Origin of the sequence: Mycoplasmopsis synoviae ATCC 25204, assembly GCF_000969765.1 — a bacterium.
Classification (GTDB): Bacteria; Bacillota_I; Bacilli_A; order Mycoplasmatales; family Metamycoplasmataceae; genus Mycoplasmopsis; species Mycoplasmopsis synoviae.
The window spans coordinates 442,863-457,540 of the sequence record NZ_CP011096.1 but is presented as its reverse complement, the minus strand read 5'-3'; the positions used below and the strand labels follow the sequence as shown (position 1 = coordinate 457,540).

General features: G+C 25.6%; 14 protein-coding genes and 1 tRNA gene. 9 read left to right on the top strand and 6 right to left on the bottom strand.

The features are described 5' to 3' along the window. Positions 1–22 precede the first annotated feature (22 nt). Positions 23–1,831 carry an MIP family Ig-specific serine endopeptidase gene (locus VY93_RS02030; RefSeq protein WP_020003219.1) on the bottom strand — a complete coding sequence of 603 codons (1,809 nt, stop codon included), beginning with the start codon at positions 1,829–1,831 and terminating at the stop codon, positions 23–25. 261 nt (positions 1,832–2,092) lie between these two features. Here VY93_RS02030 and VY93_RS02025 point away from each other — a divergent pair, with 261 nt between their 5' ends. After that, the gene (locus tag VY93_RS02025) at positions 2,093–2,815 is read left to right on the top strand and encodes a YebC/PmpR family DNA-binding transcriptional regulator (RefSeq protein ID WP_020003218.1); all 723 of its coding nucleotides are present in this window, start codon (positions 2,093–2,095) and stop codon (positions 2,813–2,815) included. A gap of 9 nt (positions 2,816–2,824) precedes the next feature. After that, positions 2,825–3,850, top strand: a complete 1,026-nt coding sequence (locus tag VY93_RS02020; RefSeq protein WP_020003217.1) for a ZIP family metal transporter — start codon at positions 2,825–2,827, stop codon at positions 3,848–3,850. Between the two features lie 48 nt (positions 3,851–3,898). Here VY93_RS02020 and VY93_RS02015 read toward each other — a convergent pair. Both VY93_RS02015 and VY93_RS02010 read right to left on the bottom strand, forming a co-directional pair. Continuing rightward, positions 3,899–3,989 (bottom strand) — tRNA-Ser (locus VY93_RS02015). Positions 3,990–4,032: 43 nt separating this feature from the next. Beyond that, on the bottom strand, positions 4,033–8,289 hold the full coding sequence (locus VY93_RS02010; protein ID WP_020003216.1) for an SGNH/GDSL hydrolase family protein: 4,257 nt from the start codon (positions 8,287–8,289) through the stop codon (positions 4,033–4,035). Between the two features lie 44 nt (positions 8,290–8,333). Between VY93_RS02010 and VY93_RS02005 the strand changes: the two genes are divergently transcribed. From VY93_RS02005 to VY93_RS01980, 7 genes are all read left to right on the top strand, one after another. Beyond that, positions 8,334–9,155 (top strand): GNAT family N-acetyltransferase, encoded by an 822-nt coding sequence (locus VY93_RS02005; RefSeq protein ID WP_020003215.1) that lies wholly within the window; start codon positions 8,334–8,336, stop codon positions 9,153–9,155. 9 nt (positions 9,156–9,164) lie between these two features. Beyond that, complete coding sequence (locus VY93_RS02000) at positions 9,165–9,392, top strand: hypothetical protein (protein WP_020003214.1); 228 nt, start codon at positions 9,165–9,167, stop codon at positions 9,390–9,392. A 120-nt stretch (positions 9,393–9,512) separates the two neighbouring features. Then, the gene (locus tag VY93_RS04205) at positions 9,513–9,683 is read left to right on the top strand and encodes a hypothetical protein (protein WP_020003213.1); all 171 of its coding nucleotides are present in this window, start codon (positions 9,513–9,515) and stop codon (positions 9,681–9,683) included. A gap of 14 nt (positions 9,684–9,697) precedes the next feature. Beyond that, positions 9,698–10,189, top strand: a complete 492-nt coding sequence (locus VY93_RS01995; protein WP_011283511.1) for a redoxin family protein — start codon at positions 9,698–9,700, stop codon at positions 10,187–10,189. A 4-nt stretch (positions 10,190–10,193) separates the two neighbouring features. After that, positions 10,194–10,664: a hypothetical protein gene (locus VY93_RS01990; RefSeq protein WP_011283510.1), complete on the top strand. Its 471-nt coding sequence runs from the start codon at positions 10,194–10,196 to the stop codon at positions 10,662–10,664. Beyond that, the gene (locus tag VY93_RS01985; RefSeq protein WP_020003212.1) at positions 10,664–11,263 is read left to right on the top strand and encodes a DUF4231 domain-containing protein; all 600 of its coding nucleotides are present in this window, start codon (positions 10,664–10,666) and stop codon (positions 11,261–11,263) included. The genes VY93_RS01990 and VY93_RS01985 overlap by 1 nt, the downstream gene beginning before the upstream one ends. After that, complete coding sequence (locus VY93_RS01980; RefSeq protein WP_020003211.1) at positions 11,247–11,717, top strand: hypothetical protein; 471 nt, start codon at positions 11,247–11,249, stop codon at positions 11,715–11,717. Before VY93_RS01985 ends, VY93_RS01980 begins: the two co-directional genes overlap by 17 nt. Here the strand turns inward: VY93_RS01980 and rsmA are convergent. The 3 genes from rsmA to mnmE are packed head-to-tail and all read right to left on the bottom strand — an operon-like array spanning position 11,701 to position 14,677. Next, complete coding sequence (gene rsmA / locus VY93_RS01975) at positions 11,701–12,480, bottom strand: 16S rRNA (adenine(1518)-N(6)/adenine(1519)-N(6))-dimethyltransferase RsmA (RefSeq protein ID WP_011283507.1); 780 nt, start codon at positions 12,478–12,480, stop codon at positions 11,701–11,703. The two genes, VY93_RS01980 and rsmA, sit on opposite strands and share 17 nt — an antisense overlap. Then, on the bottom strand, positions 12,480–13,286 hold the full coding sequence (locus VY93_RS01970; protein ID WP_020003210.1) for a TatD family hydrolase: 807 nt from the start codon (positions 13,284–13,286) through the stop codon (positions 12,480–12,482). Before VY93_RS01970 ends, rsmA begins: the two co-directional genes overlap by 1 nt. Beyond that, the gene (gene mnmE, locus VY93_RS01965) at positions 13,286–14,677 is read right to left on the bottom strand and encodes a tRNA uridine-5-carboxymethylaminomethyl(34) synthesis GTPase MnmE (RefSeq protein WP_020003209.1); all 1,392 of its coding nucleotides are present in this window, start codon (positions 14,675–14,677) and stop codon (positions 13,286–13,288) included. The genes VY93_RS01970 and mnmE overlap by 1 nt, the downstream gene beginning before the upstream one ends. Position 14,678 lies beyond the last annotated feature (1 nt).

Genomic DNA, 14,678 nt, shown 5'->3' with positions numbered 1-14,678 from the left:
AATAGAGGTTTTTTAATTTTTCTTATCCTTTAAATTTTTCGGAATTAATATCGTGATTACTTGGTCCATCAAAGACTCCAACACCATTAGGGAAAAGCTTGGTTTTATAATTTGGGCCATAAACTTCAATTAATTTTTCTCTAAATGAATCTATTTGATGAGGGAATTTGGCTTTATCGGTTCCATCGACTAAATTGTAGGCATAAATGGTATGACTTTGTCCATCAAAGGTTGTATAGGTTATATCTTTTTGTTGCGCAAATGGAATCATTAATGCGTTATTTAGCGTTAGTGTGCTTCCGTCTTTTCTGGTTATTTTTTCGGTATCGTTAACAAAGCTTCCGTATAATACTCCAGCCGGAATTCCTTGTTCGTTTAATACTAACGATCCTGAAATTCCACCATGAATTTTTATCTTTTGGAAAGTCTCATAAGCTGTTCCATAAAAGGCATAAGTAGGTTCGTTATTAAAGCTAATTTTTTGATCAGTATTTTTGGTGTTATTTAAAGTGTAAATAATTTTAAAATCAGGATTGTAGTCGTTTTTATTAAATCCTAAATTGGTTAAATTATCGTAGTCAATATTAAATGTTGGAACAAATCCATCGTTAGGAATTAATGGATATCCACCAAAAAATCAATACTCTGGACGGAATGCATAAATGTAATTGGTAAAGGTATTATTTACATTTTTTTGGAATTCTAAAATCTCGTTAACTGTTTGAGGATATCTAACTTCATTGGTTATAGTTTTTGACAGATCGCTATAGTAAGTTGATTGGATTGTAGTGTAATCTAGCGAAGTATAACCTTCATGAGCTTTGGTATTTAAATACCCGCCATCAATACCTAAGTTTTTATCAACTGCGGCTTTAACTTCACCGGCAGCTGATTCAATTTTTTTAACTCATAAATCTAGTGAAGGATCTACGGTGTTTATAAAAAAGGTTGAATTTGAATAGAAATCTGAAATTTTAAATTTTCATTCGATTACTGAAAAATCAGCGTAGTATCCTCCACCATCGTTATAACTTGAACTAACTTCTTGGTCCATGAAATTCTTAGCTAGAAAGATATTTCTAGGCATGTTTCTGCCGGTATATCTTTTGGTTATATAGCTAGTATCTGGATTTCTTCAATCTTGGGCAAATCTTAAATCAACGCTTCTAACTCTTTCAAGATTTGGACTATTTTGCACATAAAATTCATAGTCATTAGCAGTTCTTAAATTGGTAGCTACGTGAAAATTAGTAGCTAAATATAAGGTAATTTCTTTAGGGTTATTTTTATCGTAGTGATAATCTAAAACTCAAGCAGTTCCTGCTATGGTTTGAGTTGAATAATTAAAATTAATTGAAAATGTTCTTTTGAAAATGCTTTCTAGATATTCCTCGTTGCTTGAAAACTTAGTGTTTTCTGGCGCTTTGGTAAAGTTAAATCTAGATAGCTGAGGGTTGTTATTATATATGCTTTGCAGCTGAACATTTGATAGCTTTTGATCTCAGTTTTTAATATCTGTATTTATATTGAAATTATTTTCAGCGCTCGGCGCCTCTGGCGCGTCTGGCTCTTGTGGTTTTTCTGAAATAGGATCCTTAGAAGGATTTTCTGGCTTAAAAGTAACAGGCGGAGTAACTACAGGCTTTTTACTTTGGTCATCTTGATCTTCAGGATCACCATTTTTATTTAAATATAATTTATCGTCCTTTTTTTCGTCTTTTTTCTGCCTTGATGAAAGAGTGTCAAAAATATTACATGATGAAGCTAAAATTGATACAGATAAAAAAGCTGTAACCATTAGAATTTTTTTTAATTTTGATCTTACTTTCATAATGCTTATATTTTAGCACTTTATATTTTGAAATTTTAAAATTAAAAACTAAATAATTTTAGCCAAAACGTGCTAAAATTAGGCTAATTAAAATATAACTTTATAGTAATAAGTGCTAAAATTTATTTGCATTTTTTATTTTCTTAGCATAAATAAAATAGTTAATTTTAGTATTTTAAAAACAAAATTTTTTAATTTTTAGAATACGTAAATGGTATAATAAAAAAATTAAAAATTAGCAATTAATAATAAAAGGAAAAAATGGCAGGACATTCACATTCGGCAAATATTGCACATAGAAAAAATGCACAGGATGCAGCAAGAGGAAAAATTTTCCAAAAATTATCAAAAGAAATTTTTGTAGCTGCTCAAAAAGGTTTTGATCCTGAAATGAATCCAGCATTAAAGCTTGCAATTTCAAAGGCTAAAGCTAAAAATATGCCAAAGGATAATATCGAAAGAGCTATTTCAAAGGCAAAAGGTGATAAAAATTCAAATAACTTTACTGAAACTATTTTTAATGCAACTTTAAGTGGAGGAGTGAGCTTTATAGTAACTACTCTTAGTGATAATTTAAATCGTACTCGTTCTAATATGACAGCTTTATTTAATAAGCAAAACGCAAGTCTTGGAAAAACCGGACAAATTCCATTTGTCTTTGACCACAAAGGAATTATAGAGTTTAGCAAAGGCGAATTATCTGAAGACGATTTAATGATGGTAGCTTTAGAAAATGGAGCTCAAGAAGTAGAAACCACAGATGAAACTTTTGTGCTTATATCAAATCCAGAAGATTTCTCTCAACTTAAAAAAGCTTTAGAAGATAGTTTTAAAATTGAAGAATTTCTACAATGCGAGATTTTATATCTACCTAATACTTATGCTGAAGTTTCAGAAGAAAAACAACAAAAACTTCTTGAATTCATAGACAAGTTAAAAGATGACGATGACGTTCAAGATGTATATCATAACCTTGATATATAAGAAAGAATAATGAATACTATTAATTTAAGATCAATATTTCCAGAAAATACTGATGTAAATATTGTGAAATTTGCTGGCGTGCTTATTTTTGCGGCAATTCTACTTGTAGTTCCGCTAATAATTGCGCTGGTTTTCCCTTTAATAAAGAAAAAACTAAATAGCGATAAAAAAATATATCTATACGCTTTTTCATCTGGTTTTTTTATAATGCTAGCTACCATTGGTTTTATCAAGGAAGGCTTGGAAAACGCAATCGATGGTGCTGATAGATATATTGAAATCAATAGAATAAATAACCACAACGTTTCATTTGGGATTGTGATTCCTATAATGACTGGCGGTATTATTTTAGGAATTGCAATTTCATATCTTGTTAAATATGTTTTTATTTCAAGATTTAACAAAGTTTTGTCAAAAGATAAAAAGACAAGCATTTTAGTTCATGATCATGGACATGGTGATCATAAACATAAAGACAAGCATCCTGATTTTATTTTTAATCAAAGCGATAATATCGAAGTGGCTTCTAAGGTAATTAATAGCGAAAAAACTTCACAAAAAGTAAAAATAGTAGCGCTAGTGCTGCTACTTACTCATAGAGTTTTTGTAGGGCTATTATTTGGTTGAAGTATTAACCAACTTATAGAAGGAAGTACTAGTAATTTAACTTGAGCTTTTATAATTTCATTTTGACTGCACCTTATTCCTGAAGAACTTGTTTTTTATTATCGATTAAGAGAAGCAGGATATTCAAGATGAAAATCATTTACTTTTTCAGTTCTAGGACTTTCAATTTTAATTCCATTTATGATCATTGGAGTTTATGGAGCTAATTTTATAGAAAGTCTTTGATGACTCAGATCGCTATTATACACAGCAATCGGTGGAATATTTTTATTTAATTCTTTAGTTGAATTTTTTCCTGAGTTTTATCATGTTCATTTTATAAAACAAAAAAAATGACACTATACACTTCTATTTTTATTCGCAGGAATAATTCTAGGTGTGTTTATATTGTCATTTCACATGCACTAAATAGCTAAGGCTATTTTTTATTTTAATTTAAAAAAAGAAATAAAAAAATGGCGGAACAGAGAGGATTTGAACCTCCGCGGGTGTTGCCACCCCTACAGTCTTAGCAGGACCGCCTCTTCAGCCTCTTGAGTACTGTTCCACAATTTTTGCTTTGTTATTATACCAAAAGAGGCGGTAAAAAATTAGTATTTTTTTATTAATTTATCTAAATGTTTAAATGCTTCTTTTTTATTTAAGCTTCCTTCAAAAAGCAAGTTTCAAAGTTGTTTTTCATTTTTATTTGTTTTTAAAAAGTTTTTATTTTCATCGAAGGCTTTATATAAAAGACTGAAAAGATTTTTGTTTTTAAAATATTTTTTCTTAATTAAATCTATATTAGTATCTCCGATTAAAAAATCTAAAGAAAATATTCCATTTTCATATCCTAAAAGTAGCTCTTGCTTTTTATTGAAATTAGCAAAAGTATAATTATTTTTTGGACTAGAAATTAACTTTGAAAAAGCTTTGTTATATAAATTAGAAAACTCGCTTAAAAGCTTAATTACATCATCGTGATTTTTTGCAAAGTTTTTTATTACATATCATAAGAAAAGCACAATTATTCTAAAAAAGCTTTTATAGTAATTAACTCATTTTTCATCATCTAAATCTAAATTCTTTTTAAATACTTCTTGGAAATAATTTTCAAAAATATTTTTAAATACGCCATTAAATAATTTTTGATAATTATTAGATTCAAATACATTTAAATCTATTTTTGATTTTAAGAATTCACTTACTTGTTCGTATATTCCACTGAAGTCATTTTCATTGTTAAAATATGAATTTTCAAAAGTTAAATTTAAAAATTCAAATATAGATTTAATGTTTTTCTTATTTACAAATTTACTAAAGTTAAAAAATAAATTAAAGAAATTTAATTTTCCATTAAGCATTATTTCTTTAAAGAGATTTTCAAGGAAAGTAAATTTATTTTTTAAATTTTTAGAATTAAAAAGTTCTTTTAAATTAAGCTTATTTTCTGATAATAAATAATCTAAATATTTACTTAAAAATTTAGAAATTACATTAAAGTTATTTTCAATATTTTTAATGTTAATTTTTATATGTTTTAAATATTCAAAAAAGAACAATGAAATTAATTTACTAAAGTCTTTAGAATTATTTTTAAATCATAAAATTAATTTATTTAATACTTTATTATCTTCAGAGTTTTCATTTGCAAACTTTTTAAATAAGTTGTAAAAATCATTAAATTCTTTATATTTATTTTCATTTTTTTTGAAATCTTTTGTAAATGATTTAAATAACTCTGCAAATCCATCTTTATCAAAATATCAAAGCATTTGTTCTACTTTTTTATCATCTAAATTTAAATTACTTAATGCTCAGTTTCTTATTTCATCAGCATCTAAGCTTGAAACATTTTCTAAGCTTTTAAGAAGAAAATCAACATCGAATTCATTTTTTGAAATACCTTCTTTAAATTTTTTGAAATTTGAATTAAAGTTAGCAATTTCTTCTTTAACTTTTCGTAATTGTTCTTCTACTTTAGATTGATTTTTTTCTAATTTATCATTTATAGATTTTTGTAAATCTTTTAACTCATTAAAGTCTTCAGAGTCATTATTTTTATTTAATTTTGATAAATCAAAATATAAAAGAGCTTTAACTTTTTCTTCTACAAATGAATATAAATATTCTAAAAATTTTCTGTCAAATTTAAAAATTGTATCTTTATGATTTTTAAAGAATTCAAATAAATTATCTTTTAATTCTTTTATTCAACTATTAAAGTCAAAGATTTTTTCAGAAATATTTTTAATTTTTAGTAAATCTATTTCAGCTTTATTTGTACTCGCTTTAGCTATGGTTTCAAATGTTTTGAAAAATATATTTTTTAGTTTTTCAACGCTAATTTCATTAGATATAAGATCTAATATTTTTTTATTATATTTTTTATAAAAATCACTATAAATTGATTTTAAAATTTGCTTATTGGTTGCTTTGTTATTTTCTTTAATTTTTTGAACTAAAACTTCAAAATTACTTTTAGCAATTTCGCTGAATAATTTATTTTTATAAATAAATCCAAAGTTATTTTTAAGTTCTTTTTTATCACTTAAAATATCTGAAAAACCATAAATTAATTTTTTAAATCTGAAGATACTTTCAGTTAAATCTTTTTCAGTTAATTTATTTAAAAAATTATTTTTTAGCTTAACAATATTTGATGCAAAAAATTCATCTTCTTTTAAAAGAGTTTTTAAATTATTTATATTTTCATTTCAATCTCAGCTTTCAAAATTAAGCGATATAAAATTTAAAAATTCTTCTTCTAAATAATTAAATGAATTTGGCAGATTAAATTCAGATTTTTTTAATACAAAATCTAATAAATAGAAAAATCTAGAATCAACGTCTTCTTTGTTTTTAAAAAATGCTGTAACAAATAATCTATAAATATTTTGATAACTTTTTAAAAATTCTTTTTTAGATAAATTATTTTTACTTACAAATTCAATTGCGCTTTCTTTGATTTTGTCATAGAAATTATTGCTGTATACAAACTTTTCAAAAAGCTTTTCAAAATCATTTAAAAGATTTTTATTTGTCACAAAATCATCAAACATTCATATTTCAAAAAGAAGTTTTTTGAAACTTGAAAAATCTTGAAATTTATCTCTATTGTTAAAAATTAAATTAGCAAGCTGGTCAGATATACTTTCAAAAACACCTTGTTTTTTAAGTTTATTTTTCTCGTCTATATGAAGATTTAATCCAAAACTAGAATCTAGCTGATCGGCTAAAAAATTGCTTATAAATAAACTTAAAGAAATTAAAAATTGTTCTTTTTCTTTAAGATTAAATTTATTATTTGTAAAGTGATCCAGTAGTAATAAAATATTTTTTTCATTAAAGAAATTGCTTCTTACAATTTGCAGTATTTTGAAGAATGAAAAATCTTTTGGTTTTTTTGACAATACGCTTTCAAGCTCAAGCTGAACATTTTCAAATATTTCAGGAAGCAGATTCATTTTAATTAGAATTTTAATTACTTTTTCATTTTTTTGACGATATGACTGAAGCAGATAACTAAAAGTTTGTGTTAAATGTGAAACAAAACCTTCGGCGCTTAAATTTTTAACTGAAATTTGAGGAATTTTGCTTAAAAATAAATTAAAAAGTGGAGAAAATTCATTTATTCTTCTTCCAAAGTTTTTAAAGTCAATATGACTTGCTATTTCTTTTTCGTTATCACCAAATTTTTGTAAGTAGCTATTAGTTGATGTTCCAAATAAATATTTATCATCTGCTACTTTTTCTATTTGGTATTGTACTTTATCTGAATCACTAAGTAAAAACTTTTTGGTAAATTCATAATCATAGTTTTGATAATCTTTAAGCTCAAAACTAGGATTAGTTATTTTAAGATAAAGATCCATGGCCATTTTTTTATAACCATTTAAATTAGGGTGAATATCTACAAAAAATGTTGAAACATTTTTTAAATTATTTTCCCAGTATTCTTCGTTGTAAATATTTACAAAATTTACTTCTTTAAATTTTAAAGTAGCTGATTTTATAATGTTATTTAAATAATCTAAAAAATCATTTGAAGGCTTTTGACCAATTCTATCCATAAATAATTTAGCTCAGAATTTATTGGTGTATTCTAGCAACCTAATTTGTGGCATTGGATATGAAACCACGTTAATATTGGCTTTAGGATTAATTTCTAAAACCTTTTCAAGTAGAGTCTCTAACCTGGATTTAATTGTTGGAAAAATATCTTCAGTTAATGAATTAACTATTTCTCCAAAGTTTTTTTCAGTAAATAATTTATAAATAAATTTAGGTCCTAAAGCAATATCTTCTTTATTGATTTTTTTAGTTATTAAAAAGAAAAAATCATTAGCTCCTAGAGTTAATGTAATTAAATTTGCGTTTTTTAATTTTGCTAAAAATAAATTTCTTTTAGCATCAAAATTTTCTTTTAATTCATTTTGCATTCTTTCAGATGAATAATTTTTATTTTCTAAAAATTCAAGTCAATCTTGGATTGTGCTTCCTGAAATTGCAAAATTTTCAAAATCTTTTAGCTTATTATTAAAATTTAGCAGCCTCGCTAAATTAGCTGGATATGAAATTCCTGTTATTTGGCCTGCTTCATCTAACTTACTTTCAAAGTCATAAGGCAAGCTGGCATCAAAGCCGGCGGTAATTGAATCACCAAAGGCTAGATATCTAATTTCACTATCTTTAGAGATAAAGTTTTTAGATTTTTGTTTTTTAATATTTTTTAAATCTAAAACTTTTTCATTAGATTCGCTATTTTTTGATTCACTATTTTTATAGTTTTTAATTAAGTTTTTAGTAAGTTTAATGCCTTCTTGTAAAAACTTAATTTTATTTAATTCTTTATTTGAATTTTTCATAATTTCCCTACAATATAAATATACTTATATATTATAATTTTTTCGTGCTCACTTTTACAAAGTATAATGATAAAAATAAAAATAAAATTATTAATTATTTATACGATAAATCAGATGAGCTTAATAATACATTTTTAATTTCTGATCTTGAAAACTTTAAACTAGATGACCAAAATATTATTTTATATGTTGGAAAGCAAAATAAGCAAATATATCAAATATTTTTGGTCTTCTATGATAATTTAGTTTTATATTCACAAAATCAGTTTTTAAATTTAAAAATGCTACGCAAGCTACATTTAAATCATAAAATAAAAAATTTTATTTATGGACAAAATTTAATTGATCCAATAGATAAATATTTTTTAGAGCATAAAATTTCAAATTCTATTTTGAAGCAAGAATTATATAAATTAGATCAAAATTACTTCGAGCAAAAATACAAAGATTTTATAACTACCTCTCAGCAATTTGTTTTAGATGATATCAAAGCAATAATTAATTCTCGGAAACAAATTAAAGAATTTAGCGAGCTTGCTGAAAGTAATTTTAATTTAGAACTTCAAAAAGAAAACTTTTTAAATCACAGTTATTATGGTTTTATAATCAAAGAAGCAAACACTGTAATTGCACATGCTGGAACTTCAGCAATAACTAATAACACCTGCACTATAGGGGGCGTTTATACATTGGAAAATCATCGACAAAAAGGATTGGCCCTTGACTGTCTAGTTAATTTAATTAGAAAATCAATTCAAGATCAAAAACTGCCAATTTTATTTTTTTCAAGCTCCGATGCTAAAAAGTTATATATAAAGCTTGGCTTTGTTCCACATTCTAATATATTCGTTGCAATTATCAAATAAAGGATAATAATGGAATTTAAACAAGCCATAATCGATGAGCTACTCAAAAGCGAATTATATATTTATCAAAATGATTCAATTGTTTCAGAGGCTAAAACAATTATCTTTGACTTTATTTCTTCAGCTAAAAATATCGAGATAGTATCTAGAAAAAACAAAGAAAAAAATCTGCTTAGCTCAATGAAAAAAGAAATCAAAGATTATGTTTCCAGAAAATCTTTTGGCGAAAAAGAATAAAAATTTTTAGAAAAAAATATTCCAAATATCGCTGTTAGATTAATTTTAAATTATGCTGTTTGCGTAATTCAAAAGCTGCAAAACGAGAAAATTAATGTAAAATTTACAAATGAAAATAAATTGCTAATTTCAAGAAAAATTCTTGAAAAAATCAACAATATTGCCTATAATTTAGAAAAAAATAAATACAATCAAGTAACTTCATCAATTATTAGAAAACTAAAGATGAATTTATATTGAGCACTAAAAGTTGATATTAGCGTTTTATTTCAGCTTTTATTTTTAAGATAAATGGAGAAAAAATTATGAAAGTAAAATTTGGTGACAAAGAATTAACCTTAAACGGTTTAGCTCCTAAACACGGAGATAAAGTTGAAGCAAAAGGAGCGCTAGCTGGAAGCTTTGATCAAGTGAAATTTGATAACAAAGGAAAAATGACTGTGCTATCAACTTTTCCTTCAATTGATACAAAAGTTTGCGACCTTCAAGTAGGAAAACTAGCTCATCTTTCAGAAAAATATACAGACTTTAACTTTGTTAGTTTTTCATTAGATTTACCACCTGCACTAGCAGATTATAAAGCAAATCATCCAACAGGAAGAGTTGAAATGTATTCAGATTATTTTGACAAAAAAACAGTTTCATCACTTGGAATGTTAATCAACGAGCTTCAACTAGCAACAAGAGCGGTTTTTGTTTTAGATAAAGAAAATAAATTAGTATATTCTGAAGTTAAAGATCAAGTTAAAGATCAAGTAGACTTTGATGCTTTAGAAGAAGTTCTTAAAAAATACTAATTAAATGGATTTAATTTTAGAAACTTTACAAAAAAGACTAAATAGCGATAAAAGAAAATTAAAATTTTATGAATTTTTAGATCGTTTTATTGGTCTTTTTATTACATTTATTAACATTGTAATTTTAATAATTGCATCACTTGCGCTTGACAAATTAACAAGCGATTCAGAATTTAATAAAAATAATTTATTTTCACAAAATACTTCATTACTACTTTTAATTGCCTTTACTATTGTTTTAATAGTTTCATTTTTTTTAAACATAGTAATTGAAATTTATAAAATCAATCAAAGATATGATGAATACAAAAAAGTATCGAATACTTTTTCGTATTTAATAGTTAAATATAGAACTAAATTTATCAATGAAAAAGACTTAATAGCTCAAACCAATAAGCTTTGAGAAAAAGCTAGCAAGAAAACTAAAATTCAAATTAAAAGATATTTAATTAATATGGTGAAAGGAACTAACTAATGTTTCAAAAACACTGATTCGTTAAATTTTTAAAGTTTTTTAGAATCATTGATATTGAGAAAAAGCCAATAAGCGAAAGAGAATATTATTCAATTTTAATTAAAGTGAAATTTGATGTATATTTTCTAGGTCTTTTATATTGAGTTTTAAATATTATGTCAGTGGTTTCGGCATTTGTGCTTAGCGTTCTTGCTACTATTTTCTTAGCTGGAACTGTTAAATATAATAATGGCGAAAATCCATTTACCTCATATTTAAATGAAAATAGAAGTAGTAACTATATTTTGCTAACCGCTTTTATAAACACTATTATTACCTTTGTTAGTGGTACGCTTTCGTTTTTTGTAATAAACGCTAAATACGTTAATTCCAAAGATCAATATCAAAAACTTGAGCTAGAAAAAATGCTTTTCGATAGCAACATTGACGTATATAAAAACAAAGACCAAAAAGAAAAAGAATACATTTTATACAAACGTAGCATTCAGATAATTAATTACAATCGTTACCGTAAAGATACTTTGATTTCGATGGTAAAAGTAGATAAAAAACCAGAAGTAAAAACAAAGGAAAGCAAAACTAATGACTCAGAAAAATAAAGAATTAAAGCCTAAAAAATCTCAACAAGATTTATCTCAAGAGACAAATTTTGAGCTTCTTAGAGAAATTACTGAAAAACAACAAATAATTCTAAAAAAACATAGAGTTAGTTATGGTGTTTGAGTATTTTTAAATTTTTTATCTGTTTTTATTACTTCTGTAATTATTATTCTTAACTTATACGCTATTAGATATAATCCTCGTCCTGATGAAACTATGTCATTCTTTGTAGCCATTGCTATACTTTCAGCTACCATTACATTCCTTGTTTCTATTAGAACCTTTTTTGCAATTAGTGACAAAAAAGAAAAACTTAATTATATAATCGCTGAAAACCAAAACTATATAGAACAACTTAAAAAATCTATAAAACGTAAAAAAAATAAAACTTTTGGAGAACCAGAAGAAAACCAAAATAATACAATTGAAATTAAATTTAATTTAGATAAGTAAATAGCAGCACGATTTGAGATACGTCAAGTTCTTGAATTCTTGCATTATCACTTAGATTTAATTTTTCATAAGCTAACTTTACTTTAGTGGAATTAAAATTTCTATTTAAAGTAAAAGTTAGTTTTTTTCTTCTATTAGCAAAGCAAACTAAGAAAAACTTAAGCATTTTTTCTAAATTTTCTTTATCAATATTATCTTTAAACTTTAAAGAAATTACGGCTGAATCTACTTTTGGTGCAGGAATGAAGCTATTTTTATTAACTATAAATTCAATTTTTACATCAGCTAAATATTGGCTAGATATCGATAGCTTCGAATAATTTTTTGAATTTTTTTGAGCTACTATTCTTTGCGCTACTTCTTTTTGAACCATTAAAACGATTCCTTTAAAGTTTCAAAAAGATCTATAAATTTTTAAAAGAATATCGCTAGTTATATAGTAGGGAATATTAGCAACTACGTAATAATCTTTAAATTCATCATCATTTAAATTCACATTTAAAAAATCTTGATCTCTTAGTTCAAAATGCAAATCTTTAATTTCATTTTTTAAATGTTCTATTAAAGATTTATCAATTTCAAAAGCTAAAACTTTTTTAGCTTTTTTTAACAACTCTTTAGTTAAATCACCTTGCCCGGGACCGATTTCTAAAACTTTTTCATTTTCGATATTAAAAACATTAACAATTTTGTTAATGATATTTTTATCGCGTAAAAAGTTTTGCCCAAGACTTTTTTTAGCGTTTTTATCTAAATGATTCATTATTTTAAATTAAAAAGTTTTCTTAAATTTGAATTTATTTTATTTACAAAAGCATCCATTCCAAGCTTTTTAATTCCAGCAATATAATAATGCGTAAAAACTACATTTTGTGGAACATTTTTTAAATCTTTATATGGATGAGGTCTTAAATAAGGCGAGTCTGTTTCTACTAATAGTTTATCCATTGGGAGAAATTCAATTACTTCTTTAGCTATTTTTGATGATCCAAAAGTGACAACTCCTGAAAATGAAAAATAGCTATTCAAATTTAGAAACATTTTCGCAATATCAAGTGACCCTGCAAAAGAATGCAGCATAAAATTTAACTTTGGATATTTTTTGACAATATTGTAACAATCAATATATGCGTTATATTGATCATCTTTATCTCTTAAATGAACTATTGCGGGTAAATTATATTCAAGAGCAATTTGAATTTGTTTTTCAAAGAAAACTAATTGGTCTTTTTTAGAAGCTGCATTTTCATAATAGTAATCTAGTCCGATTTCACCAATTGCTACTATTTGATCTTTATGTTTTTCAAGAAGATCTTTTAATTGATTAATATCATTTTTATCAAAGTAGGCATTTTCAGGATGAAAGCCAATTGCAGGTTTAAAGATATCGTATTCTTTAGAAAGCTCTAAAACTTCTAAATTACCTTTAGCTTCTCCGCCGTTGTTAATGATAAATTCGATGTTTAATTTTTTTGAATTATTTACTATTTCTAAAACTTTTGCTTTTGAATAAAAATCATATGAAATATGAGCATGAGCGTCAACGAAATTTGATCTTTTTTTAGCCATTATTTTCCTAAGCAGAAGTTTTTAAACATTTCATCAAGTAAGTCTTCTCTATTTGAATTTCCAATTATAAGTTGCAAAGTATCGAATAAATTATTTAAGTCAACTATTGCTGTTATATAAGTTAATTGGTTTTTAATTTCTTCTCTTGCAGCGTAGGCATATTCAAGCGATTCTTTAAATAATTTTATCTGCCTAGCTGTTGCGAAAATATCTTCACTATTAAAATCAAAGCCAGAATATATCTTTAGTAAATGATCTTCTAAATTTTTAATGTCATTATTTTTTGCTGATATTTTAATAAAATCATCGCTTCATTTAATATCAGATTTTAAATCGCTTTTATTAACTACTTTTATGTAGTTTTTATTGTTTTCTTGAACTATTTTCTTAATATCTAAATCAAATTCATCTTCTGAATTTAAATTATCAAATAAATGCAGAACTATATCAGCATCTAGTATTGCTTTATAAGATCTTTCGATACCTATTTTTTCTATTTCTTGCCTAGTTTTTCTAATTCCGGCAGTATCTATTATTTTGAAAATAAAATTATCTAAATAATAAATCCCTTCAACGATATCTCTAGTTGTTCCGGCTACATTAGTTACTATGGCTTTATCTTCTTTAAGCATGGCATTAAGCAGCGAAGATTTGCCGACATTGGGCTTTCCAACTATCGCAAGCTTAATTCCTTCAAAATAATTAAGCGCAGTTTCAGAGCTTTTAACTATTTTTTCTAGCCTAGCAATTAATTTATTAATTCTAGTTAAATTTATATCTTCTTTTGAATTAGCTTTTAGATCTTCTTCGTAGTCATCGATATATTCCGGATAGTCAATTCCGACTTCTATGCTTCCTATCAATAAAGAAAGCTCTTTTAAAAGATCTTTTATAACTTTACTTGCTGAGCCTTTAAGTTTTGATGCTTCGTTTCTAGCTTGAAGTCTAGTTTTTGACATTATCAAATTATGAATAGCATCAGCTTTTGAAAGATCAAGCTTTCCATTTAAAAAAGCTCTTCGGGTAAATTCGCCAGGCTCAGCTAGCCTTGCGCCATTGCTAATTAATAGCTCTAAGATTTTATTAGTAACTACCATTCCGCCGTGAGCGTTTATTTCAATTAAAGGCTCTCCGACGTAATTGTTATATACGGTGATATCACCTTGGGGCTCACCTAAAAATCAGCTTACTAAAACTTCATCGACTATTTCGGAATTTTCTTTAATAAAACCATATGTAATAGTTTTATTTTCTCCAACTTTTCCGCTAAAGATCTTTGAGACTATGCTTTGGGCATTTTTTCCGGAAATTCTAATTATAGATATCGGCTGGTTGATATTATTTCCTGAAGATATAGCGCAGATTGTGTCCGAATATGATTGATAGTTCATT